This is a genomic window from Erythrobacter longus, from assembly GCF_000715015.1.
Taxonomy (GTDB): Bacteria; Pseudomonadota; Alphaproteobacteria; order Sphingomonadales; family Sphingomonadaceae; genus Erythrobacter; species Erythrobacter longus.
In genome coordinates this window covers 148,594-173,376 of record NZ_JMIW01000003.1, presented here as the reverse complement: position 1 = coordinate 173,376, position 24,783 = coordinate 148,594, and the positions used below count along the sequence as shown (strand labels likewise).

General features: G+C 58.3%; 23 protein-coding genes. 14 read left to right on the top strand and 9 right to left on the bottom strand.

Annotated features, from left to right (window positions below; translation table 11 throughout):
• The first annotated feature begins 71 nt into the window (after positions 1 to 71).
• The 4 genes from bchI to EH31_RS08020 are packed head-to-tail and all read left to right on the top strand — an operon-like array spanning position 72 to position 3,863.
• A complete protein-coding gene (gene bchI, locus EH31_RS08035) occupies positions 72 to 1,073 on the top strand; it encodes a magnesium chelatase ATPase subunit I (protein WP_034959647.1) in 1,002 nt (333 codons plus the stop codon).
• Positions 1,070 to 2,746 (top strand): magnesium chelatase subunit D, encoded by a 1,677-nt coding sequence (locus EH31_RS08030; RefSeq protein WP_051699071.1) that lies wholly within the window; start codon positions 1,070 to 1,072, stop codon positions 2,744 to 2,746. The genes bchI and EH31_RS08030 overlap by 4 nt, the downstream gene beginning before the upstream one ends.
• Complete coding sequence (gene bchO, locus EH31_RS08025) at positions 2,743 to 3,648, top strand: alpha/beta fold hydrolase BchO (RefSeq protein WP_034959646.1); 906 nt, start codon at positions 2,743 to 2,745, stop codon at positions 3,646 to 3,648. Before EH31_RS08030 ends, bchO begins: the two co-directional genes overlap by 4 nt.
• Positions 3,645 to 3,863, top strand: a complete 219-nt coding sequence (locus EH31_RS08020; RefSeq protein ID WP_034959645.1) for a hypothetical protein — start codon at positions 3,645 to 3,647, stop codon at positions 3,861 to 3,863. The genes bchO and EH31_RS08020 overlap by 4 nt, the downstream gene beginning before the upstream one ends.
• On the opposite strand, the gene EH31_RS08015 is transcribed toward EH31_RS08020, so the two are convergent.
• Both EH31_RS08015 and crtD read right to left on the bottom strand, forming a co-directional pair.
• Positions 3,860 to 4,792 carry a hydroxyneurosporene dehydrogenase gene (locus EH31_RS08015; RefSeq protein ID WP_081853299.1) on the bottom strand — a complete coding sequence of 311 codons (933 nt, stop codon included), beginning with the start codon at positions 4,790 to 4,792 and terminating at the stop codon, positions 3,860 to 3,862. The two genes, EH31_RS08020 and EH31_RS08015, sit on opposite strands and share 4 nt — an antisense overlap.
• Entirely contained in the window at positions 4,693 to 6,276 is a 1,584-nt protein-coding gene (crtD, locus tag EH31_RS08010; protein ID WP_034959642.1) for a 1-hydroxycarotenoid 3,4-desaturase CrtD, read from the bottom strand. Before crtD ends, EH31_RS08015 begins: the two co-directional genes overlap by 100 nt.
• 117 nt (positions 6,277 to 6,393) lie before the next feature.
• Here crtD and EH31_RS08005 point away from each other — a divergent pair, with 117 nt between their 5' ends.
• From EH31_RS08005 to EH31_RS07970, 10 genes are all read left to right on the top strand, one after another.
• Positions 6,394 to 7,527 (top strand): methyltransferase, encoded by a 1,134-nt coding sequence (locus EH31_RS08005; RefSeq protein ID WP_034959641.1) that lies wholly within the window; start codon positions 6,394 to 6,396, stop codon positions 7,525 to 7,527.
• A 160-nt stretch (positions 7,528 to 7,687) separates the two neighbouring features.
• Positions 7,688 to 8,623 (top strand): chlorophyll synthesis pathway protein BchC, encoded by a 936-nt coding sequence (bchC, locus tag EH31_RS08000; protein WP_034959640.1) that lies wholly within the window; start codon positions 7,688 to 7,690, stop codon positions 8,621 to 8,623.
• On the top strand, positions 8,620 to 9,609 hold the full coding sequence (locus EH31_RS07995; protein WP_034959639.1) for a chlorophyllide a reductase iron protein subunit X: 990 nt from the start codon (positions 8,620 to 8,622) through the stop codon (positions 9,607 to 9,609). The genes bchC and EH31_RS07995 overlap by 4 nt, the downstream gene beginning before the upstream one ends.
• A gap of 40 nt (positions 9,610 to 9,649) precedes the next feature.
• On the top strand, positions 9,650 to 11,176 hold the full coding sequence (bchY, locus tag EH31_RS07990; protein ID WP_051699150.1) for a chlorophyllide a reductase subunit Y: 1,527 nt from the start codon (positions 9,650 to 9,652) through the stop codon (positions 11,174 to 11,176).
• Positions 11,173 to 12,657 (top strand): chlorophyllide a reductase subunit Z, encoded by a 1,485-nt coding sequence (gene bchZ, locus EH31_RS07985; protein WP_034959636.1) that lies wholly within the window; start codon positions 11,173 to 11,175, stop codon positions 12,655 to 12,657. The genes bchY and bchZ overlap by 4 nt, the downstream gene beginning before the upstream one ends.
• Before the next feature lie 150 nt (positions 12,658 to 12,807).
• Complete coding sequence (gene pufB, locus EH31_RS17220) at positions 12,808 to 12,966, top strand: light-harvesting antenna LH1, beta subunit (RefSeq protein ID WP_081853298.1); 159 nt, start codon at positions 12,808 to 12,810, stop codon at positions 12,964 to 12,966.
• Between the two features lie 86 nt (positions 12,967 to 13,052).
• Positions 13,053 to 13,181, top strand: a complete 129-nt coding sequence (gene pufA, locus EH31_RS17215) for a light-harvesting antenna LH1, alpha subunit (protein ID WP_081853297.1) — start codon at positions 13,053 to 13,055, stop codon at positions 13,179 to 13,181.
• 134 nt (positions 13,182 to 13,315) lie between these two features.
• On the top strand, positions 13,316 to 14,152 hold the full coding sequence (gene pufL, locus EH31_RS07980; protein ID WP_034959635.1) for a photosynthetic reaction center subunit L: 837 nt from the start codon (positions 13,316 to 13,318) through the stop codon (positions 14,150 to 14,152).
• Entirely contained in the window at positions 14,152 to 15,078 is a 927-nt protein-coding gene (gene pufM, locus EH31_RS07975) for a photosynthetic reaction center subunit M (RefSeq protein WP_034959633.1), read from the top strand. Before pufL ends, pufM begins: the two co-directional genes overlap by 1 nt.
• A 227-nt stretch (positions 15,079 to 15,305) precedes the next feature.
• Positions 15,306 to 17,669 (top strand): TonB-dependent receptor, encoded by a 2,364-nt coding sequence (locus EH31_RS07970; protein WP_034959631.1) that lies wholly within the window; start codon positions 15,306 to 15,308, stop codon positions 17,667 to 17,669.
• Between the two features lie 104 nt (positions 17,670 to 17,773).
• Here EH31_RS07970 and EH31_RS07965 read toward each other — a convergent pair whose 3' ends face one another.
• From EH31_RS07965 to EH31_RS07935, 7 genes are all read right to left on the bottom strand, one after another.
• Positions 17,774 to 18,028, bottom strand: coding sequence for a hypothetical protein (locus tag EH31_RS07965; RefSeq protein ID WP_051699069.1), 255 nt, complete (start codon positions 18,026 to 18,028; stop codon positions 17,774 to 17,776).
• 21 nt (positions 18,029 to 18,049) lie between these two features.
• Positions 18,050 to 18,580: a TspO/MBR family protein gene (locus tag EH31_RS07960; RefSeq protein ID WP_081853296.1), complete on the bottom strand. Its 531-nt coding sequence runs from the start codon at positions 18,578 to 18,580 to the stop codon at positions 18,050 to 18,052.
• A 57-nt stretch (positions 18,581 to 18,637) separates the two neighbouring features.
• On the bottom strand, positions 18,638 to 19,861 hold the full coding sequence (locus EH31_RS07955; RefSeq protein WP_034959630.1) for a geranylgeranyl diphosphate reductase: 1,224 nt from the start codon (positions 19,859 to 19,861) through the stop codon (positions 18,638 to 18,640).
• Positions 19,858 to 21,246 carry a BCD family MFS transporter gene (locus tag EH31_RS07950; RefSeq protein ID WP_051699068.1) on the bottom strand — a complete coding sequence of 463 codons (1,389 nt, stop codon included), beginning with the start codon at positions 21,244 to 21,246 and terminating at the stop codon, positions 19,858 to 19,860. Before EH31_RS07950 ends, EH31_RS07955 begins: the two co-directional genes overlap by 4 nt.
• Positions 21,246 to 22,127, bottom strand: coding sequence for a chlorophyll synthase ChlG (gene chlG, locus EH31_RS07945; RefSeq protein ID WP_034960062.1), 882 nt, complete (start codon positions 22,125 to 22,127; stop codon positions 21,246 to 21,248). The genes EH31_RS07950 and chlG overlap by 1 nt, the downstream gene beginning before the upstream one ends.
• A gap of 351 nt (positions 22,128 to 22,478) precedes the next feature.
• Entirely contained in the window at positions 22,479 to 23,903 is a 1,425-nt protein-coding gene (ppsR, locus tag EH31_RS07940) for a transcriptional regulator PpsR (protein WP_034959629.1), read from the bottom strand.
• A 12-nt stretch (positions 23,904 to 23,915) separates the two neighbouring features.
• Entirely contained in the window at positions 23,916 to 24,689 is a 774-nt protein-coding gene (locus EH31_RS07935; protein ID WP_241765867.1) for a cobalamin B12-binding domain-containing protein, read from the bottom strand.
• Between the last annotated feature and the right edge of the window lie 94 nt (positions 24,690 to 24,783).

The window sequence follows — 24,783 nt, the reverse complement described above, 5'->3', positions numbered from 1 at the left end:
AGGACAAATTGTCAGTTTGGGTGTCACGCATACTTGTCGAAAGCGTCTTAAGCGTCCACAATGCCGCTTACATGGCAAAGTTCCCATTCTCCGCAATCGTCGGGCAAGACGAGATGAAGCAGGCGCTGCTGATTGCAGCTGTCGATCCGAGCATTGGCGGGGTCATGGTGTTCGGCGACCGGGGCACTGGAAAAAGCACCGCAGCGCGCGCACTCGCCAGCCTTTTACCGCCGATTACCGCGCATGAAAACTGCCCCTATGGCGGCTCGAAAGAAGACGCGCTCGCATACCCTGATGTGTGCGGCGGCGGGCCATTGCGAAAGCGCGCTGTGCCGTTCGTCGACTTGCCTTTGGGCGCGACAGAGGACCGGGTGATTGGCTCGCTCGACCTGGAGAAGGCTCTTCGATCGGGCGAAAAGGGTTTTGAACCCGGCCTCCTTGCCAAAGCGCACCGGGGTTTTCTTTACATTGACGAGATAAACCTCCTCGAAGACCACCTCGTTGATCTGCTCCTTGATGTCGCTGCATCAGGCGAGAATGTGGTCGAAAGAGAAGGCCTGTCGGTCCGCCACCCTGCCAAATTCGTGCTCATCGGCAGCGGCAATCCGGAAGAAGGCGAACTGCGCCCGCAATTGCTCGACCGTTTCGGCCTATCTGTTGAAGTGCGCACGCCCGAAGATATCGAAACCCGCGTTTCCATCATGCGCCTTGTGGCGGCTAATGAACGCGACCCCGACGCCTTTACCGCTCAGTGGGCGGGCGAAGACGAAAAAATCCTCAAACAGATCGCGCGCGGCAAGGCAAAGCTTGCCAAGCTTGAGACGGGCGAAGACATCCTCATCGATGCCGCCCATTTGTGCATGGCCGTGGGTGCGGATGGCCTTCGCGGAGAGCTCACCTTGATGCGCGCAGCGCGTGCTTTTGCAGCGCTTGAAGGCGCGCGCAAAGTGAAACGCGAGCATTTGATTGCGGTTGCGCCGTCTGCATTGCGCCACCGCCTGCGCCGCGATGTTCTTGATGAAACAGGCTCCACCGTGCGCATCACCCGCGCTTTGCAAGAGCTGTTCGGGTGACGGGCGAGCCTGCCCCCGATAGCCTTCAAAGCGACCCTCTTCACGACGCCATTCTCGCCGCACAACTGTTCATTCAGAATCCGCTGAATTTTGGCGGAATGGTGCTGCGCGGTAGTTCCCCTGCCCGCGATGCTCTGGTGGCTGCGATTGCTGCGAATATCCCGACAAGACGCCTGCCGACCCATGTCGATGATGAGCGCCTGCTCGGCGGGATCGACATTGCGGCGAGCCTTGCAGCAGGAAGGCCGGTGGAAACCAGCGGCCTCCTTACCGAAGCTCAAGGCGGCGTTTTGGTCGTGCCCATGGCTGAACGCATGGGAGAGGCTTTGGCTGGACGGCTCGCACAGGCGCTTGATGATAAGCGAGTCGCGTTGATCCTGCTCGATGACGCACGTGAGGCGGATGAAGGCGCACCTCTGGCGCTGCTGGAGCGGCTCGCGTTCCAATGCGACCTGACGCATTCAAGGGCGCACGAGGCAGAACTTCAGGATGCGCGCACCTGCGACACGGCACCCTTAAGCAATGACGCGCTCAGCACGATTGCTTCGACAGGCGCGGCGCTGGGAGTGCATTCCGTGCGCGCGCTCATCCATGCAAGCGAAGCGGCGCGCGCGCATGCTGCGATTTCTGGGCGCGACACCCCCGAGCGGGCAGATCTAGAGGCTGCTGCTCGCCTTGTGCTGGCTCCGCGTGCAACCCAGCTTCCCCCACCGCCAGAGGAACCCGAGGCAGACGATGCGCCGCCGCCCGAACCGGGAGAAACGCCGCAAGACAATGACCAGCAATCCGCCGATCAAAAGCTTGAGGACAAGGTGGTAGAAGCCGCCGCAGCTGCGATCCCCGCCGACCTTTTGGAGCAACTCGCCAAAGGCCTCGCTCCGCGCCAGGCGGGTGGGAGCGGGTCTGGACAAAAGCGCAAAAGCGGACTGCGCGGAAAACCTTTGGGCGCGCGTCCCGGAATGCCAAGAGGCGGCGCAAGGCTGGCAATGATCGACACGCTTAGAGCAGCGGTCCCTTGGCAAGGTGTGCGCAGACGCGAGGCGGGTGCCGGCCAAGACGCGCCGCTGATCATGCGTAAGGACGACCTGCGCGTTCGCCGATTTGAGGAAAAAGCCGCGCGCGTCACCATCTTCGCCGTCGATGCCAGCGGGTCCGCCGCCGCCGCGCGATTGGCCGAGGCAAAAGGCGCGGTCGAAATGATGCTGGCGCAGGCCTATGTCACCCGAAGCGAAGTCGCCCTGATCGCTTTTCGAGGAGAGGTGGCAGAAATGCTCTTGCCCCCAACCCGCTCTCTCACACGGGCGCGCCGCGCTCTTGCAGAGCTTCCCGGTGGTGGCGGAACACCGCTTGCCATGGGCCTTCACGCCGCGCGCGAATTGGCCGCATCGGTGCGCTCAAAGGGGCGCACGCCAAGCGTGATTGTCCTCACCGACGGGCGCGCCAATATCGATGCAGCAGGCCAGCCGGGGCGCAAACAAGCGGGCGAAGACACCAAGGCCGCGGCCAAAGCCATCGCGCGCGAAGGCGTTGATGCTCTGGTGGTCGATATATCGGCAAGAGCCAGCCGCGAGGGCGCCGTGTTAGCGGACGCGATGAACGCCCGTTACCTCGCCCTGCCGCGCGCCGATGCAAAGACCCTGCACGCCGCCATTTCTGCCAGAGAATCGGTATGAGCGCTGGCCTAACCTGGGAGCGCGACGGGCGCATCTGGCCTCACCGCAATGCAAGCGAGTTCATTTCCCAAGGCCGTGCCAACTGGCACACTCAACGCTTTGGAGAGGTCGGGCGAAAGCGCATTCTGCTCCTCCACGGCACCGGGGGCTCTGTCCATTCATGGCGCGGGCTTGCACCGCTTTTGGCCCAGGATTTTGAGCTATTCGCGCCCGATCTGCCGCGCCACGCCTTTACCAAAGGCCATGCGCCAGAAGAAACCTCGCTTCCCGGTATGGCGCGCAGCATTGCCGGGTTGCTCGATCACACTGGCTTTACGCCGGACCTTATCGTGGGCCATTCGGCAGGTGCTGCGCTCGCTCTGCAAATGGCGCTGGATCACGGGTACACCGGACCTATCGTGGGGCTCAATTCGGCGCTTCGCCCCTTCCCCGGTCCGGCCGCAGAGATATTCCCTGCCGTTGCCAAGCTGTTGTTCGTGAACCCTTTTGTCCCACGCATCTTCTCTGGGCTTGCAAGCTTTGGGAACGAGGCAGAACGGTTTATCTACCGCTCCACCCATTCGCGCCTCGATAAGGAAGGGCTCGCTTGTTACGCAGCGCTCATCAAGAATGCGGCTCACACCAAGGGCGCGCTCTCGATGATGGCCAATTGGGACCTGCCCACCTTGCGCACGCGGATGCACGAGCTTTCCAACCCCATATTGATGGTGCATTCTGACAACGATGCGGCAATCCCGCTCGATTGGGCTGAGGAAGCCCATCTCTGGCTCCCAACATCTCGGCTTGAAGTGCTCGAAGGTCTTGGCCATTTGGCCCACGAGGAAGCGCCCGAATTGATCGCGCCCTTGATTACAGCTTTCGCCGCTTTGCCTCCCTCTTTAGCTGACGGAGAGCCAACATGATCGCCAGCTACATGCACAATGTGACCGATAATTTCGGCTGGCTGGAGATCGTATTTTTCTATTCCATCGCGATTGGCGTGTGTTTTTGGCAATGGTGGAAAATGCGCCGCGAAGTGCGCGAAATGCGGGCCGAACGAGAAGCTCGAGAAGCGCGCGAATCAGAGGAAAAGGCTGCCACGGAGCCAACTGAAAAGGACACAAGGTCTAGCGACTAAGCTGGCTTTCTGGGCATCCTGAAAGGCAGCATGAACTGCACGACCGGTGAGCCAAAGCGCCGCATATCAAGGCTTTCCTGAACCGTCTCGACCTCTTCACCGAACAATTTGGACGACAATTCAGAGCGCGCATAAAACGGCGTATCTTCCCAAGTCCTGCGCACTTCAGCGACGCCAATTTCGGAGCGTGTGCGCCGGTCGACCTGCCATTTACTTTTTGGCAAAGGCGCAACGGCTGGAAGCTCCACGTGAGACGCCTCTGCGTGGCGATCAAAACGGATGGCGCTTGCGAAAAGCGAACCATCGCCGCGCTCTCCTTCATAACAAACCACCGCGCCTTCTTTGAGATGCGCCCGCGACCAGTGCCATGTGTTAAAGCCGCTCTCCAAAGGCTCGCTGCCCCGGTTGTGGTCGAAATATCCTGTGCCTGACCATGACAGGCCCGGTTCCTCCATCTCCACCTCGATGCGGGCGCGCGGCGCCATGCAGTGCCAGATGTGGTTTTCCGCAGGGTCGAGCGCAAAGCTGGCGGCATTCAGAGCCTCGGGGTGAACGCGAACCTTGCCTGCCACACGGCGGTGGATCGGGTTGAACAGGCGGGTGTCGCGTTCTTCAATGTCGATTTCGAGATGATCGCCGTTCCATCGCATCGCGCTGTGCCCGATTTCCAGATTGGTCGCATCGCGCCGGACATCGCCTTGCGGGCGTTCATGCATGACCCAGCGGTGCTGAGGCCCGTAAAGCGCGACATTCATTGAAGAGTGATCGAGCGGAGAGCCTCTGCCCGATGCCTTGTAATAGGGCGAAAAAACGCTGCCTATGAAGGCGATTATTGTGAGGGCGTGGGCTCCGTCGTCGCTGATCGCATCGATGTACCACCAGGTGTATCCGCCCGGTGGTACGTCTTCGTCGAAACGAGGTCCTCGCACAGTTTTCTCGCCGCAAGCAGCCCGGATAAGGCGGCCATCGGGACGCCCGCTGAAGGATGCGTCGCGCCCCCAGCGCAATAAAGATGTTTGATCCTGGTGCGCGGCCCCTGCCTCAGGAAAGAGGCCGCCGAGCCGTGCGACGCTCTGCCATATAGAGCCCCCCCGCTTGCCGGAAACAGGCTCTCCCACTGTGCCGGTGTCGCGACCTGGTGAGGCATCTCGTCCTCTAGTGTCAGGCCGCAGCATCGAAGCGTCTCTCTCATTGCGCTCGTGCATTGCTCAGTCTCCTTGGGATCATAGGGATTGGTGTCGCCATTGGCAGGCGCATTGACGATGATTTGCAGGCGCTCTCGCTTGGCTTGTGCTGAGCTGGCGGAAGCGTCCGAACTGCGATCGATGGCGCAGATATAAGCGGTGGGATTGCTTGGCGGACGCCCGCTGGCGATCTCATCAAACTCGCGTTTGTAATCGCCTGAGAAAAAGACATTGTGATGGGTCAAATCGAACCCACTCGTTTCGGCGTGGGCGTACCAGACAAGCGCGGAAAGTGAGCGTTTGGACGGCGGCAACGGCTTGACCGCAGACCTCACGAGCCCTCCGAATTTGCCGACAGCAATTGCATTGGGATCGGCATTGCAGATCACCGCATCGGCCGCGATTACCTCACCGTTGGCAAGGCGCACACCGCGTGCTCTGCCCCCTTGGGTGAGGATCTCTGCAACGCTTTCACCCATGCGAAAACGCGCACCTTGCCCTTCGGCAAGTTTTCGCAATCCCACCGCAAGCGCGTGGATACCGCCATCGATCTGCCACACGCCCATCGCCTCAACATGGGCGATCAACATTAGTGTCGCGGGCGCTTCGAACGGGGACGATCCGCAATAGGTCGAATAGCGGCCAAACAATTGCTGCAATCGCGGGTCAGGGAAGAATTCGCGCAATGCCTTCCACATGGTCTTGTGCGGACGCATCGCGGCAAAATCACCCAGCCTCGTAAGACCAATGCGCCATAGCAGCGGCAGCGGGCTCGACACATTGTCGCCGCGCATCATCGGTTCATTGAGGATGTCATACATGCGCGCAGTTTCATCGGTGAACCGGGCATACCCCTGCGCTGCCTTTACCCCTGCAAAATCGCCAACCGCATCAATGCTGCGGGCACGGTCAGCGTATAGATCGAGCGTGTCGCCGCGATTCCCCCCAGCCCAGGCATGACGGGCGAGCACTTGTGCCTTTTTGACGCTTACATAGTCTTCGAGTCGCGCGCCGCAGTCGGCGAAGATTTCATCGAAGACATCGCGCATGGTGAAGACGGTGGGGCCTGCATCAATAAGCTGGCCATCCACTTCGACCCGGCGCGCCTTTCCACCGACGTCATCGGCCTTTTCCACGAGGGTGACACGCACCCCGCGCGCAGCAAGTCTGGCCGCGCTCGCAAGCCCGCCCATCCCTGCACCAATAATGACGACTGATGTCTCCAACACCCCTCCAGCCGGGACCTCTCACCGGTCAAATGTGACATTCTAGTTGACCTGACTGTAGCATGTGTCCACTTCTTTGGACAAATGAAGTGTCATTTTTTTGGGATTTGCGTCTAAAGCATGAGTGGGGGATCACCCAAAGCACCGCTAAAAGTGCGCTGGATTGCACGCCGCAATGCGGTGTTCGCATCCCCGCGGTTCCAATATTGGTGCGCCAAACTGCCTTTGGTGAACCGCATTGCGAGAGCGCGCGCAGGCGAGGCTTTCGATATCCTTGCAGGCTTCACTTACAGCCAAATCCTTAGAAGTTATGTGGAATCCGGGCTTTTCGACCTGCTCGGCCACGGCCCTGTTGGCCACCAACACGTCGCCTCCCAGCTGGACCTCAGCCGTGATGCGGCACTGACCCTCCTTCGCGCAGGACGAGCCCTAAGACTGTCCGAAGAACCAATCGAAGATGGCTGGATGCTGGGTGAGGCGGGCGCGGTTCTGGCCGCTGACAAGGGCGCACAGGCGATGGTACGCCACCACCGTTTGTTATACCGCGACCTTGCTGACCCGCTGGAATTGCTCAGGAAAGATCGCAAGGAGCCGACCGAGCTATCGCGTTTCTGGTCCTATGCTGGTGCTTTGCACGGCGCGGCGGAACGCGGGACTGAGACGGCGGAATATTCCGAACTAATGGCCACCTCACAGCATTTTGTGGCCGACCAGGTGCTCGCCTCTTATCGCTTTCCCAAAAACGCACGGCTGCTTGATGTGGGCGGCGGACATGGTGCGTTTCTGATGCATATGGGGAACGCTTTCGAGGACCTGCACCTTGGACTGTTTGACCTTCCCGAAGTGGCCCAGGCAGGCGCTGCGATACTATCCCAACGCTTTGGTGCTCACAGGGTGACGCCGCATCCGGGTAACTTCTTTAATGACGCGATTCCGGAAGGTTACGACGTCTTGTCGCTTGTGCGGATCCTGCATGATCACGACGATGAGGCCGCACTCAAACTGCTCACCAACATCCGCGCCAGCCTTGCGCCGGGGGCACAACTGCTCATCGCAGAGCCGATGGCGCGCACGCCAGGTGCACAGGGCATGGGCGAGGCGTTTTTTGGGATGTATTTATGGGCCATGGGATCTGGCCGCGCGCGCAGCGCAGATGAGATCGCCGCCATGGCGCGCAAAGCGGGGTTTGTCCGCACAAAAGCCGTTCCCACACCCCAACCCATCAACGCCAGCATCCTCATCGCCTTCGCATAAATGCAACATTACACTATTAACTGTCCGCTTTAGTTGACACATTAAAGTGTAAAGCCTAGCACATGATGAGAGGAAGCCCCTCCTGGGACATTCGCCGAGTCGCATGTTTGTTGCGCCAAAGCGAATGGAGAGGCTGAATACCGGGAAAGCGAGTCCACCGATGCATAGCTTGGCTGTAATACTTGAGAAACCTGAGGCCGTTGCGCTTCAGCCGCTCGAGCTAAGCCCAGCTGGCGCTAGTGACGTCCTCGTTGAAATTGCCTGGAGCGGGATCAGCTCAGGCACTGAAAAACTCCTATTCACAGGGCAAATGCCTGATTTTCCCGGCATGGGTTATCCGCTTGTGCCAGGGTACGAATCTATCGGCCGGGTCGTGGAAGCGGGACCCGCTGCCAAATCGCGGATTGGGGAATGGGTGTTTGTGCCCGGCTCCAATTGCTATTCTGGTGCTCGCGGCCTGTTTGGCGGTACGGCAAGCAAAGTGATGCTGCCATCGGCGCGCGCCCTTGCGATCCCTGAAAGTTTAGGCGCCGACGGCGTTTTGTGCGCACTGGCCGCGACTGCGCTCCATGCGATCAACGCAGGCGAGCTTCCCGATTTGATTATTGGTCACGGCGTGCTTGGGCGTTTGCTCGCGAGGCTTACCCTCGCGCTTGGCGGAAAAGCCCCGACCGTTTGGGAAGTCAGCAATAACCGCCGCTTTGGCGCGGTAGGCTATAACGTCATCTCGCCAGAAAATGACACGCGCACCGACTACGCATCCATCTATGATGCAAGCGGCGATGCGGGGCTGCTCGATGAGTTGATTGGCCGCCTCTCCAAAGGCGGGGAAATCACACTGGCGGGCTTTTACAAAAGCCGGCTCGGGTTCGATTTTGCCCCTGCTTTCATGAGAGAGGCGCGTTTTCGCGTGGCGGCGGAATGGCAGCCGCAAGACATTGCGCAGACCATCGCCCTTATTCAGGCAGGAGCTCTCAATCTGGGCGGCTTGATCACTGACACAAGTCCGGCATCGCGCGCGACTGAGGCTTATCCCAAAGCGTTCAGCGATCCTGACTGCCTCAAAATGGTTCTAGACTGGAGTGAAGCTGCATGACGATGTTGGAAGCCCAAGATCAGGCTCTACGCGACGAAGCTTCGCAAGAGCCAGACCCGGTACACACCGGGGAAGTGACCAAGGAAACGCAGGTCATCGCGATTTATGGCAAGGGCGGTTCGGGCAAGTCATTTGCGCTGTCCAACCTGTCTTACATGATGGCGCAGCAAGGGAAGCGTGTTCTTCTGATCGGCTGCGATCCGAAGTCCGACACGACCAGCCTTCTGTTCGGCGGCAAAAGCTGTCCTACGATCATTGAAACCTCGTCGAAGAAGAAGCTCGCCGGCGAAGAGGTTTCTATCGAAGATGTCTGTTTCCAGCGTGACGGTGTGTTTGCGATGGAGCTTGGCGGGCCAGAAGTGGGCCGTGGCTGTGGTGGTCGCGGGATTATTCACGGCTTTGAACTGCTTGAGAAGCTGGGCTTCCATGACTGGGGCTTTGACTACGTTCTGTTGGACTTCCTAGGCGATGTTGTGTGCGGCGGCTTTGGCCTGCCGATTGCGCGCGACATGTGTCAAAAAGTGATCGTGGTCGGCTCAAACGACCTCCAATCGCTCTATGTTGCAAACAATGTGTGCCATGCGGTTGAGTATTTCCGCAAAATGGGCGGCAATGTCGGCGTTGCTGGCATGATCATCAACAAAGATGACGGAACAGGCGAGGCGCAAGCCTTTGCAAAAGCTGTCGATATTCCGGTTTTAACCGCGATCCCCGCAAACGAAGATATTCGCCGCAAAAGCGCAAATTATCAGATTGTTGGTATACCAGGCGGCGAATGGGCAAGCCTCTTTGAAGAGCTTGCCATCAATGTCGCAGAAGCCCCGCCGCGCCAACCTGCGCCTCTGGATCAAGACGGCCTTCTCAATCTGTTTTCTGCCGACGAAACAGGCGGAAACGTCGAGCTGGTCCCTGCCACCCAAGCCGACATGCGCGGCGGCACTTTTGAAGAAAAACCATCACTTGAAGTGATCTACGACGAGATTTGATTTGACAGATATCTCTTCCTCAGACGCGCCCAAAAATGCGATGCGCAATCGTGACACATTGGATGTGGGCAGTGGCACTGCCACGCAGCCAAGCGGCGCGTGTTCGAGCAAGGATACCATGCGCGAGGCAGCGCGCGCGGCCGGGAAACGTGACATTCTCGACCAATACGCCGCCGACTATCCGGTGGACCCTCAAAAAGGGCCACACGATCAACCGCAATCCATGTGCCCCGCATTCGGGTCACTGCGCGTTGGCCTTCGGATGAAGCGTACGGCAACCGTGCTCTCAGGCTCGGCTTGCTGTGTGTACGGCCTTACCTTCACCTCGCATTTCTACGGCGCGCGGCGCACGGTTGGCTATGTGCCGTTTTCTTCCGAAACGCTGGTCACCGGCAAGCTGTTTGAAGACATCAAGGAAGCGGTCGAGGACCTCGCTGATCCAGAGCATTATGACGCGGTTGTTGTCACCAATCTGTGCGTTCCCACAGCAAGCGGCGTTCCGCTGAGGCTGCTGCCGGACCAGATTAACGGTGTGCGTATTATCGGCATCGACGTGCCTGGATTTGGTATTCCAACCCACGCCGAGGCGAAGGATGTTCTGGCGGGCGCAATGCTTGCTTATGCCCGTAAAGAGGCGATGGAAGGCCCGGTTGCAACGCCCGAAAAACGCTCTGACAAACCGACGGTTGCGCTTTTGGGCGAGATGTTCCCAGCTGATCCGGTGGTGATCGACCAAATGCTGGAGCCGCTTGGCTTGGCGGCTGGACCGGTTGTTCCCACACGCGAATGGCGCGAATTGTACGCAGCGCTTGATTGTTCAGTCGTGGCTGCGATCCACCCCTTCTACACCGCGAGCATTCGCGAGTTTGAACACGCAGGCCGTCCGGTGATTGGCTCTGCCCCCGTGGGCGCCGACGGCACAGCTGCATGGCTTGATAGCCTTGGCGATGTCATGGGCTTGCCAGCGGACAAAGTTGCAGGCGTCAAAAACGCGATGATTGGCGCTTGCAAGGGCGCAATTGCCTCGGCTCCGATCAAGGGCCGTGTAACCGTTTCGGGCTATGAGGGTTCGGAGCTTCTGGTTGCGCGCCTGCTCATCGAAAGCGGCGCCGATGTGCCTTACGTTGGCAGCGCTTGCCCCAAGACAAAATGGTCAGATCCAGACCGCGAATGGCTCGAGGCCAAAGGCGTAAGGGTAAACTTCCGCGCAAGTCTTGAAGACGATATTGCAGCGGTGGAGGAATTCCGCCCAGATCTCGCCATCGGCACGACACCCGTGGTGCAACACGCGAAGGCGAAAGCCATTCCGGCGCTCTATTTCACAAACCTCATCTCAGCCCGCCCCCTGATGGGTCCGGCAGGCGCCGGCAGCTTGGCTCAGGTCATCAACGCCGCCATGGCCAATAAAGAGCGCTTCGATACGATGCGCGACTTTTTCGAAGGCGTTGGCGAGGCCCACGCAACTGGCGTATGGGAAGACACTCCCGTCGACCGTCCGAAATTCCGCAAGAAATATGCGGCATTGAACGAAGCAGCGCGTAAAGCGGCTGAGGCGGTGGGCACATGACCCTCGTCCTCGATCACGACCGGGCCGGCGGATACTGGGGCGCAACATACGTCTTTACAGCCGTAAAGGGCCTGCAGGTCATCATCGATGGCCCGGTGGGCTGCGAAAACCTGCCGGTGACATCCGTGCTCCATTACACCGATGCCCTTCCCCCACATGAATTGCCGATTGTGGTCACAGGCCTTGGCGAAGAGGAACTTGGTAAAACCGGCACCGAAGCCGCGATGAAGCGGGCTTGGCAAACGCTTGATCCTGAGCTTCCTGCTGTGGTGGTAACGGGTTCGATTTCTGAGATGATCGGCGGCGGCGTGACCCCAGAGGGCACCAATATCAAGCGCTTCCTGCCGCGCACGATCGACGAAGATCAATGGCAGTCAGCGGACCGCGCGCTCACATGGCTCTGGACCGAATTTGGTCCCAAGAAGATGCCGCAGCCTCGGCCACGCAAAGAGGGCGAAAAGCCCGTCGTCAACATCATTGGCCCGTCATATGGCATGTTCAACATGCCAAGCGATCTCGCCGAAATCCGGCGTTTGGTCGAGGGAATCGGCGCAGAAGTAGGCGTGGTATTCCCGCTGGGCTGCCACCTTGCCGATATTCGCAAACTCGGCACAGCGGACGCCAATGTCTGCATGTACCGCGAGTTTGGCCGCAATCTGTGCGAGACGCTCGAGCGGCCTTACTTCCAAGCGCCAGTCGGCCTTTCAAGCACAACCAAATTCCTGCGCGCCCTGGCCGCGGAACTGGGTCTTGATCCAGAGCCGTTTATCGAGCGCGAAAAGCACACTACGATCAAACCTTTGTGGGATTTGTGGCGCTCGGTCACACAAGACTTCTTTGCGACCGCCAATTTCGGCATTGTCGCCAATGACACCTACGCGCGCGGCATTCGCCACTTCCTCGAAGACGACATGGGGCTCCCGTGTGCCTTTGCCTATTCGCGCGAAGCAGGGGTCAAACCGAGGAACGACGAAGTGCGCGAGGACATTCACAAGTCTCCGCCGCTCGTAATGTTCGGCAGCTATAATGAGCGCATGTACATGGCCGAGGTCGGCGCGCGCGGGAAATTCATCCCGGCAAGCTTCCCGGGCGCGGCCATCCGCCGCCATATCGGCACGCCTTTCATGGGATATTCGGGTGCAACCTATCTGGTGCAGGAAGTGTGCAACGCGCTCTTCGATGCGCTGTTCCATATCCTGCCCCTGGGCACAGACATGGACAAAGGCCAAGCCACCTTGGCGCGCGGTGCAGATGTGCCTGTGAAAGCCGGGTCAAACGGCGCGCCAACACACGAAGTGACATGGGACACGGAGGCCAAGGCCCGGCTCGATGAGCTGGTCGAAGAGCAGCCCGTCCTTATCCGCATTTCCGTCGCCAAGCGCCTTCGCGATGCCGCCGAGGCAGCCGCGCGCGCAAAAGGCGCAGACACAGTTACCAAAGACTGCCTCCAAGAGGCATTGCTCGAGGGAGAAGCTGTATGACCTGCCTCTCGCTCACCAACCAAACTTTTGAGGGATCACAAGTTTTGCCTGATCGTATCGGGCATCCGCAATCCACGTGGGGGATCACGCGCGGGTACCGTCGGGGACAATTCCGTCCTCGCTCCAATGTAAATAGACGGAGATACAACTATGGCCGATACTGATCGCCCCAACGTGGGAACGTATCTGACCGACGAAGAGGCAAAGGAAATCCATGGCGCGTTCATGGGCACCTTTGGTCTTTATGTCGGTATTGCGGTTGTCGCCCACATTCTTTTGTGGGTCAACAAACCGTGGCTCCCACTCTGATAATCCATATTGCCTGACTTGCCATTGATCGTCTCGTTTCGGGGCGTGACCGGGCAAACCAAGTATCTGGAATTAAGGAAACAATCATGTACAAGATTTGGCATCATTTCGATGTTCGCCGGACCCTCGTAGCGCTGCATGTCGGCCTCGCGGTTCTCGCGTTCACGATCCACTTCATCCTGCTCAGCACTGAAACATACGGCTGGCTCACCTAATCGTGAGTTTGCTGGCTGTTTTTTACAACTGAACAGGCAAATCCTTGTGAGGGGGCAGGTTCGCCTGCCTGCCTCCCACAAATAACCGATACGCAAACGACAACGCCTGCCACAAAGGCGGGAAGGATGGACCTATGGCGCTCCTTAGTTTCGAGCGGAAATACCGCGTACGCGGTGGCACATTGATCGGCGGCGACCTTTTCGACTTTTGGGTCGGGCCGTTTTATGTCGGATTCTTCGGAGTATTGGTAGCAATCAGCGCCGCCCTTGGCACAATGCTGATCTTCGCTGCTGCTGCTGCGGGTCCGACCCTCAACCCCTGGCTAATCGATATACAGCCACCAGCGATTGAAGCAGGGTTAGCATTCGCTCCCCTGAATGAAGGGGGTTACCACCAGATCATCACGCTTTGCGCGGTGATTGCATTTGGATCTTGGGTATTAAGACAAGCAGAAATCTCGCGAAAGCTGGGCATGGGTTATCATGTTCCGATCGCGTTTAGTGTTGCTGTCTTTGCCTTTGTGACACTCAACATTATCCGTCCATTCTGGATGGGCGCATGGGGGCACGCATTCCCTTATGGCATCTGGTCCCACTTGGATTGGGTTTCCTACACCGGATATAACTATGTGAACTTCCACTATAATCCGGTTCATATGCTGGCGATTACGTTCTTCTTCACCAATTGTCTGGCGCTTGCGCTGCACGGCGGTCTGGTCTTGTCAGCGGTCAACGTTGGCAAGGGCAATGAAGTGCGCTCACCGGAATATGAAGACACCTATTTCCGCGATTTCATCGGCTATTCTGTCGGTACGCTTGGCATCCACCGTGTTGGATTGTTCCTGGCCCTCAACGCAGGGTTCTGGAGCGCGATCTGCATCGTGATTTCCGGCACACTGATGACAGGAAGCTGGGTTGAATGGTGGGATTGGTGGCGTGTGATCCCAATCTGGCAAGGAGAACCGATCTGATGGCTACCTATCAAAACATCTTCACCCAGATCCAGGTCAAGGCCGCTCCTGAAATGGGCGTTCCGCTGACCGATGGCAGCGAAGAACGTATTCCTATCACTGGCTATTCCTACTGGATGGGCAAGATAGGCCAGTCGCAGTTTGGCCCGGTTTATCTCGGCTGGCTCGGCATGATCTCGCTCACCTTTGGCTTTGCGGCCTTTATGATCATCGGACTGAACTTCTGGGCTCAGGCCGGATGGGACCCGCAAACCTTCATGCGCGAGCTTTTCTGGCTCTCGCTTGATCCGCCAAGTGCCGAATACGGCTTTAGCCCGTTCGTACCCTTGAATGAAGGCGGCTGGTTCATCATGACCGGCGCGTTCCTCTCGATTGCGGTTCTTTGCTGGTGGGCTCGTACCTATATGCGGGCCAAGGCATTGGGCATGGGGATGCACATCCCTTGGGCCTTTGCGTCGGCAATCTGGCTGTTCCTCGTATTGGGCTTTATCCGCCCGCTGCTCCTTTGGGATTGGTCACAGGCTGTTCCTTACGGGATCTTCAGTCACCTTGACTGGACCAACAACTTCTCGCTCATTCACGGCAACTTGTTCTACAATCCGTTCCACGCGCTCTCGATTGTGTTCCTTTACGGTTCAGCAGTCCTGTTCGCGATGCACGGTGCGACGATCCTTGCTGTGGGCCGTTACGGCGGTGAGCGTGAGATTGAACAGATCACGGACCGCGGCACAGCCTCTGAGCGTGCGGGCCTCTTCTGGCGCTGGACCATGGGCTTTAACGCCACGATGGAATCGATCCACCGCTGGGCATGGTGGTTCGCGGTTCTGACCACACTTACAGGCGGGATTGGTATCCTTCTGTCAGGCACTGTGGTCGACAATTGGTACCTTTGGGCACAAGAGCACTATTACGCTCCAGCCAACTAAAGGCTTGACGCTCAAGGGCTAAGGCGAGCCTTCATCCATAGGTCGAAAAAGGCCCGGCTGCACAAAGTGTGCGGCCGGGCTTTTTCTTTGGAGCTTAGGTGGGCTTTGGTGTTGGCAAAACGCATAAATCGCCGTTTTTCGCTGATTTGAAACATGAACGCCGCACGGTTGTCATCACTCTGCTCTAGCGCGCGGTCAAACCTCTCTTACAGTCCAGGGAAAACACCGTGACCAAAAAACTATTGCGCATCGCTCTTCTTACCTCTGCTGTCTCCTTTCCGACGTTCGCCGCAGCGCAGGACACCACCGACCAATCTGAACGGAGCGATCAGTCCGCTTCGTCCGGCAACACGATCATCGTTACCGCGCAAAAGGTTGAACAGCGCGCACTCGACGTGCCGATCACTATCTCGGCTCTGAGCGGTGACAATATCGAAGATCTCGGCGTGACTGACCTTGACGAACTTTCAAATTACATTCCGGGCCTTCTGATCCAGGAACAGAGCGCCAATAACCCGGGCGTTGTCATTCGCGGCATCACCTCTGACAGCGGCTCTTCGCAGCAAGGTCCGCGTGTCACGCTCTATTACAATGGCGTCGATATTTCGCGCTCGCGTGGGTCCTATCAGGCGATCTACGATCTTGAACGCGTCGAAGTTATTAAAGGCCCTCAGGCGACCTTGTTCGGGACCGCGTCCGCCGTTGGCGCGATCAGCCTTGTCTCAGCCAAACCGCGTGAAGGCTTCTCCGGCGAGATCACCGGCGGATATGGCAATTTTGAACAGACGCTGCTGGGCGGTTTCATCAATGCCGGATCAGACGTGCTGGCGGGCCGGATCGCGTTCGAACATCGCACCCGCGATGGCTATGTCGAAAACCTCAATCCCAATCAGGAAGAGGATCTGTACGCACAGGATCAACTCGGCGTGCGCGCGTCGTTGCGCTACACACCTACAGCTGATTTCACGCTCGACCTGATCGGCACATACGATCAACAACGCAACGGCGGCACACCGTTTGTCTCTGGCACCTTCCCCGCCTTTGCAGGCGCGCCGGGCGGCCCAGACAACGCTTTTGCAGATGCAAATCTGGGCGGTTTTCCCGAAGGGGCGGCGGCCTTGGGCGACGATCAATTGGGCCTCAATCGCGAGGTTTACGACGTCAATCTGACGGCTGAATACCAGTTTGCGGACGAATGGACCTTCACCACGGTCAACGGCTACCGCGAATTTAACAGCGCGGAAGTTTTCGACGCCGATGGAACGGCTGCGCCCTTTCTTGAATTTGCCGAAATCGCCGACGGCTGGCAGGCCAGCCATGAAGGCCGCTTTACCTATTCGGGCACTAATCTTCGTGCAAGCGCAGGGTGGAACGTGTTCATCGAAGAGGGCGCACAAAACGTGCCTTTCGCCACCGAAGAAGGGCTCTTCTTGCAATGCCTGACCTCCATTTTCGGCGCGCCTTTGATCCCGGGCGTCCCCTGCGTTGCACCTGATGGCAGTGTGCCGGCAACGGCGGTCACCGGCCTTGCGACGATGGGGGCGGTCGATGCGCTTCCCTATTCCGCCCGGTTTGAAAACCAAGGCCGTAACGAAGCCTATTCGGTTTTTGCCGATGTGACCTGGCTTGCGACCGACGATCTGGAGCTCACCGCTGGCGTGCGCTTCCTCGCCGAATACCGCCGGTCTGGCTTCATCTCGGTTTCGCCTGACAGCGTGCTGAGCGGGGCACCGTTGATTCCCGGATTTCTGGATACCAATCTCCAGACTTTCCGAGACGAAGCGAGCTTTTCTGCCGCCCTTCCCCGCTTCAACGCACTTTATCGCATCAGCGATGAGGTGAATGTCTTTGCGACCATTTCGAAGGGTCGCCGTTCGCCCGTCGTCAACCTTGGCGCGACCATCGATGGCGCAGGCAATGTGGTCCCGGACCCGCAAATCGTTTCCGAAGAGACGGTGTGGAATTACGAAGGCGGGATCAAACTTGCCAGCGGGCCTGTTTCCGCGTCGCTTGGTGTTTACTATCAGGTCTACGAAAACTTCCAGGTCTCGGTTGAGGACCCGGACGGTCCGGTCGGCACCTTTATTACTCAAAGCGCGGGCTCTGCCAGCAACCTTGGCGTCGAAGGCGAGGTCGCGATTGATGCAACCGGCTGGCTGCGCGTGTTCGGCAACTTTGGCTATATTGACGGCGGCATTGATGAAGATGGAGCCTTCTCACCTGCCTTTTCCGGCGCCCGCTTCCGTCTCCAACCCGAATTTCAGGCCTCGGCGGGCTTCACCGTTGATTATGAATTCGGCAATGGCGCCCGCCTCTTCGCAACGCCAAGCGTCACTCATCGCAGCCGCATTTTCTTCGAAGTGCCCAATAGCGACCTGATCAGCCAAGAAGGCGTCACGCTGGTCAATGCACGTGCCGGGGTCAGCTTTGCCGATGATCGCTACGAAATCGCGGCTTTCATCCGCAACGCCTTTGACGAAGACTATCTGCTTGATGCGGGCAATACAGGCGGCGCGTTTGGTATCCCAACCTTCATCCCGGCAGAGCCGCGCTTCTATGGGATTCAATTGACCGCACGGTTTGGCGACTGATCATCGTTAAGGTACCATCTGGTCATGCAAAAGGTCCGCTGAACTCATAGGTTCAGCGGACCTTTTCATTCTTATGAAGGCGGTAATGGGTAAATCTGTGGCGGCTAAATTTGGGAAAGACGAGCTTTGAGATCCATCAAATGCAGCGGGAAGGACAGGGCCAGCAACACCGCTACCCATTCCCAGTCAGCGCCCACAAGCGCTGCTCTCAATGCAAGCACGATGAAGACCGCCGGGCCCACAAGGCCGATAATCTTGCCAAGGGTCCACCCGCGCAACTTCAGCCAGATGGCCTCTGCTGCAAGCACTGCCAGAACAAGGTCGGCTGCGTGACCGCTTTCAAAGAAGTTCGCAATCATCTGGCTGCCAAACGGCGTGTCTCAGCCGAAGGGACCGTTCAAATCCACAATTGCCCAATTGAGCACTGCGGAAAAACCAACCCAGACCAAATAGGGCGTAAACAGCAACGCCGAATTGCGGGAATACCGTCCACAATAGACGATCAGCGACAGGATCGAGCCAAGCAAAAGTGCCACTTCGAAAAGCGCCCAGTCAGGCCGCTCAAACCGGAAGAAAAGCACAGACCAACCGATATTGAGGAAAGCGTTCAGAGCAAACAGTCCCACTATCGTGTCAGACACTTTTGGCGTCGGGGCCGCGCGCCACGCGCTCACAATCGCAGCTGTGTTGAGCGCATAGATAATCGTCCAACCGACCGGGAAAATCACATCAGGCGGGTTCCAGCCCGGCTTTTCTAGCGCTTGATACCAAGGGCCCAAATCGGTGATGGTTGCGCCCAAGGCTGCAACCATCGCCGCCGCAACTGCCGCAAGGATGGCTGGTAATATCCAGGTCTTGCTGACGCCAATGGGCAATCCTGCCCCGGTTTCTCTGCTTGTAATTATGCTCATGACGATCCCACTCCTCGTTTGCGTTTGGTTTGCAGCTTTTGCTTACTGTTTTGTTTTCTAGGCGACTTTCTCTTGCGAGCGCACCTCAGAGTTCGCCGGTCTCAGTCCCAGAAGGTGAGCGGTGTCTTTGAGGAAGATTTTAAGGTGTGCGAGCGGCTTTTTACGCACCAGTTTCTTGTGCATGTAAGCCTGCCAGGTGAGCTGCTGCACGTCTTTGTCGTCGCACATATCGACAAAACGCTCGCGCCGTTTGTCGCTGGAATACCAGAAATATTGCATCATCCCCAGGATCCAGAACACCCGCCCGTGATCTTTCATAAAGCGTTTGCGCGCATTCTTGAGCGCTTTGGCCTCGCCCGTTTTGAGCGCCTCGCTCGCTGCTTGAGCGCTGTAGCGCCCGCCAACCATGGCGTAATAGATGCCCTCACCCGATGCGGGGGCCACGATGCCCGCTGCATCACCTGCAACGATAACATCCGCGCCATTGTCCCAGCGTTTCAGGGGTTTCAATGGAATGGGCGCGCCCTCGCGGCGAATGGTTTCACACCGGGTCAGGTCAAGCTCAGAGCGCATCTCTGAAACCGCGCCGCGAAGCGAAAAGCCTTTGTTCGCGCTTCCCACACCGACGCTCGCCGTGTCACCATGCGGGAACACCCAGGCATAGAAATCGGGCGAAAGCTTGCCTTGATAAAACACATCGCAGCGGTCCGGGTCGAACACGTCGCCCGCTTCTTTGGGCGATGCGATAATCTCATGGTAAGCGAACACGCATTTAACCCGCTCGGCATTGGGAAGCGCGTGTTTCGCTACCGCTGAACGGGCTCCATCGGCTCCGATAATCATGCGCGCGCGCACCGTTTCAATCGGGCCGCCACGCTCACGGCGGAACGCCACGAGAGGGTGCGCTTCATCGTCGCGTTCGATCTTCTCAAAAGTCGCAGTAAGGCGCTCGGCCCCGCATTCCACCGCGCGTTCGCGCAGCCATTCGTCAAAATCTTCACGGTCGACCATGCCGACATAGCCGGTTTCGCCAACAGGCATATCGACCGCGCGGCCAGAGGGAGCGATCATCCGGGCACAGCGCGCTTTGGCAACGAGCAGGCTTTGCGGGATGTCGAAATCTTCCAAAAGGCGCGGCGGTACAGCGCCTCCGCATGGTTTGATCCGTCCACCCCGTTCCATCAGCAAAACCGAATGGCCTTCAAGTGCAAGCTCGGTCGCGGCCGTGGAGCCAGCAGGCCCTCCGCCTACGACGACAGCGTCATAAATTTTGTCAGTCATGCGAATGCTCCGTTTGAATATTTGGGTTGCTGATTGCTCTGCGTTTTGGCGATTGCTGCAGCTTTTCTGGGCGTGAGCCCCTTTTGCGTAGCCCGCAAAGCTAGCCATGCAGCGACGACGAAAAGAGCGCCTTCAGCTGCGAATACGAATTGGAATGCCGAGCCGTCGTCCATCATCTTGCGCCCGATATCGACACCGAGCGATCCGACGAGGCCGCCAAGGCCGAAGGCTATGGCCTGGCTCGCGCCCCAAACGCCCATGCGCACACCCTCGCGGGTGCGCTCTCCCGACCCAGCGAGGCCCATCATCGCGCCGATCGCGGCGACGGCGAAGAGGCCGTTACAAAAACCCAAAGCGAAGACATTGGCGTGGATCGGCCAACCGACCCCAACCTTGGCCCCGACCGCAAGGCAGGCGAGCGCTATTGCGGACCCTAGACAGCCAAAGACGATCCAGTGGCGAAGCTCTACCGGCATGCGGCCTTTGAACGCGCTTCCCCCGATCCCGGCGACGATCATGCCGACCAGAACCCCGCCCGACTGCATCCCTCCAAGGCCGGTGCTCTCGCCCGGTGTCATGCCAAAAACGAGGCCGGCAAACGGCTCAAGGATCAAATCCTGCATGTTAAAGGCCATCATCGAGGCAAAGATAAACAGGGTGAACCGGCGCGCAGCTTTCTCTGCGAAGATCTCGGCAATCGCCTCCTTAAAATCAGGGGGGGATGCGTCTTTGGCGGTTTCAGCAAAATCAACCGCTTCGCGCGGCTCCAGCCGGAATGTGGCGATCGAAGCAATGATGAAACAGGCGGCCAAAAGCCCGCTTGCGACCCACCACAGGCGCTGGGGCGAGAATGGGTCGATCAGCTGACTAACGGTAATGGCTGACACGACGATGCCCGCAATCATCATGATCCAAGTAACGGCCGCCGCCGCTGCGCGCCGCTCTGGCGCGACACCTGAGGCCAGAAGCGCAAGGGCAGAGGTGCCGCTTGCGCCCACGCCGATGCCGATCAGAGTGTAGGCAAGAACGCCCAGCATTAAGCCTGGCACAGGGCTCGCTGCGCTCATCAAGGTGACTTTAACCGCCAACAGTGCGCCAGCCCCAAGCACGCCCAGCCCACCCATAATCCAGATAGCCCTGCCGCCCCCTTTGTCGGAGCCGTGCCCCCACAATGGGCGGCACAATTGCACCGCGTAATGCCAGCCGACCAGACCTGCAGGAAGTGCAGCGGCAAGCGAATATTCGACCACCATCAACCGGTTGAGTACAGTTGTGGTGAGCATGACCATCGCCCCGATTGAGGCTTGCACCAGGCCAATGCGGATAATCGCAAACCACGACAGGCCTTGGGGCTTTTGCAGCGTGGGTGATGTGGGCGCGTGCATCAGATGTACCCGCCCAAACCAAGAGCTGCTGCCAACATGCCAAGCACGTAGAGTGTGACCCCTACCCCATTGTACCAGGGCGCATATTTCTTTGGATTGCTGAGCAGCCGCGGCATGGCGGCGAACTGGGCGACGAGGACAAGCGCCACTATCGCTGCCGAAATCCATTCGCCCCAAACGCCCAGAAGCGCGATCACGACAAGCTGCGCCAATGCCATCACAGCGCAGGCCAGACGCGCCGCATTGGCAACGCCCAATGTTACGGGAAGAGATTTGAGCCCTGTGGCCCGGTCGCCTTCAACCGCCTTAAAGTCGTTCAAAGTCATGATGCCATGGGCGCCAAGGCTATACAGCACGAGGACGATCAGCACCTCAGCGCGTGGCAGTGCCCCCAGCATAACGGTCGCGCCGGTAAACCAGCTCAGCCCTTCATAGGTGAGGCCAACGACCGCAGGGCCCGTCCAACCGCTGGTCTTGAAACGGAACGGCGGCGCGCTGTAGCCCCAGGCAAGCGCAAGCCCCACCAAGGCTGCTGCAAAAACAAGCGGCCCCAAGAGCCAGCCCACCACTGCTGAAAGAAGCGTCGCGATCAGCGCGATCCAAAGCCCCATCCGGCCCGGAATACGACCCGAGGGGATAGGCCGATCAGGTTCATTGATGGCATCAACGTGGCGATCAAACCAATCGTTCACCACTTGGCTGGTCCCGCAAACAAGCGGCCCTGCAAGAAGCACGCCGCCTGCCACAAACAGCCAGCGGCCATCCAAGCCTGCGCCGGACGAAACCGCGCCGCACATGAACGCCCACATCGGCGGAAACCATGTGATCGGCTTCAAAAGTTCGACAATGTCTCGAACGCGCGGTGAGCGCTGGTCGATCACGGTGGGCGCGCCTTCCACTCGTTCATCGTCAGTCCGCCCCGGGGGCAGAGTGGATGTGTGAGTCGAGACTACAGAAGGCTCCATAGTTCGAAACTATGCTTGACAGCCCAATGCGTCAAATAAATTTGACACTTAGTTGCCGAGAATCCCAAATTGAGCCGTTTTTATCGGCAGAGCGCGCCGGATTCCGGTGTTTTGCAAGTAGGCGAGAAGGCTTTGGGCCCCAATATTGGTGCCAAAGCGGCATTCTAAGGACAGCGGGCAAGCCGGATTTTACTTGAACCGCTTTCCGCCTCGCACCGTTTCTAATGGCGTGCAAACCAAGCAAACCTCAAGAGAATGTGGGTCCGATTAGTCGGAGTCTTCGCCGGTCAAATTGCCCAACCCGTGACGGTGAAGCTTGGAATAAAGGCTTTGGCGCGAAAGGCCGAGAATCTCAGCGGCGGACGCGCGATTGTCCGAGGTGTATTGGAGCGCTGCCTCAATACACAGCCGCTCAATCAAATCGGTGCTTTCGCGCACGATCTCCTTCAAGGACACGCGGCCCACAAGATCGGTCAATTGCTCAACCGAACGCGGCAAATCCTGGGGCCCAGGCGGAAGATCGCGAAGGCGCCTGCCGATGGGCCGAATAACAAAAGCGTAGTGTCCATCCTCTGCATCACCGCGCACAGCCGAGAGTTCGATCTGCTCTCCTTCAAGGTCATCATTTACGCGCAAGACGGTGCTTACATTGCGGGCACTTCCGTGCTGGTCAACCTGCCCTTCGATAAGCTCAAGGTCGATACCGGGCCGGCCGATCCAACTGGACAAATTGCGGCCAACGATTGGGTCAAGGCTCGAGGCTTGTACCATTTCGATGAAGGCCGTGTTTGCGCTTACCACGTCAAGATTTGCATCCGTGATGACAAAGCCATCGGGCATCTCATTGACCAGTTCCAGCACAGGAGAGGTGATATCTGCATCCGCCCCCTCAACGCTCGCAAACCGAACGAGCAATTGCTGCGCGCGGTCCTGGATAAAGCCGCTGGCATAGGCCGCAACGGTGCGGTTGCCTTTTGACAAGGTGATTTCAGCTGGCGAGGCTGCATTGGAAGCCAAGGCTGCGCCGACCAAAGACTGAAGCGCATCACGCGATGATTTATCAACAAAACCAGAAAGCTTCTTGCCTGACAGGCTTCCGGCACGCGCGCCGAGCAGCGAATGTGCCATCGAGTTTGCTTCACGGATTTTGAGATTTGCCGCTTCGACGAGCATCATCGGCTCACCCGAGTTTTCGAACAACATGCGATAGCGCGCATCCAGTTGGCGCATTCGCAAATAGTCTCGCTCAAGCGACTGCTGAACTTGCAACAAGCGCTGCTGCATCCGGCCCGCCTCGCGCAGGTCCCGTCCAAAGGCGATCCGGTGCTCTCCCCCGTTTACGGTGAGAACCGCGTAACGGATCGGCACATCGCCGTCTCTTGTTGGATGGTTCACCTGCCGCCAATGCTGCACCTCGCCGCGGCGTGAAGCGGCAAGCATTTCCATGACTTTCGGGCGACTTTCCACCGTGACGGTGTCGAGCCAGTTGGTGCCCTCCCAGCCTTCAAAGCCGGGGAATTCCTTGGGATCAAAAGCTGTATCAACAATCAATCCGGTTTCATCGAGCACAAGAGTGATGTCGCCAGCCACCATTGCAAGCTTCATCGCTGCATCAGCGTCGAGCGAATTGAACAGTTCTGCGGCTTTGCCGAAAGGGTTTTTACCCTCGATCGAATGCTTACGGGTTAGCATGCGGGAGAATGCCTATTTTAGCGTTTGCGCACGCACCTTCGCGGACTGGACCAACGCTTCTGCCACCTCGAGGGCAGACCTAGCGTCGGCGCCGGTCCCATCGGCTCCCACTTCGGCAACTAATGCTGGATTTTGGTTGATCATATGACCACCGACGAGAATTGAAATATGTTCATTGCGTGAAACGCTGCGCACGGCCCTTATTATGCTCTTGACCGCCGCGCTAGGGCAATCCCTAGAAAGCGTCAATCCTACGAGGTCGAAGCGCGTGTTTGACAAAAGGTTGAGCACGTCTCGGCGCAATGGCTTTGTCATCACAAGTGTGTCCCACCCAGAACGGGCAAACACATCTTCAAGCATTTGCGGGCCGAGGAAATGTTGATCGCCTGGCATTGGCAGGAACATCGCGCGCCGGGCACCGGGCTCAAGCAGAGCCGAACGCGAAGGAGTGCGCGAGGAGATTTCGTGCAAAACCTCCTGCAAACGCCATAATCCCATGGTCACATCCACAAAGTCGCATTGATCTTCTTCCCACAGCTCGCCCATTCGGCGTGCCGCTGGAGCGAGAAGATCGATGTAGATTGTATCGACCGTGACGCCCTGCTCCATCAGATGGTCGATCTCTGACAGAAGGCCATCGGCCCCCACAGTTAAAGGAAGCTGAGAAAACTGCTGCGCCTCTTCAGGCGTAATACGCCGACCGGGCAGAGCTTTATGCTGGAAGTCCGACAATACTTTTGAAGCGCGCGAACCAGACGCCTCTTCCCGGCGGATCGCTCCACCCAAGGTCGCACCCAAGCCAAAGCGATTAAGGCCTCTGCTTCGTGGTATCTTGGGAAAAGCTATGACATGCCTCCGAGATCTCGGCTGATAGTCTCCG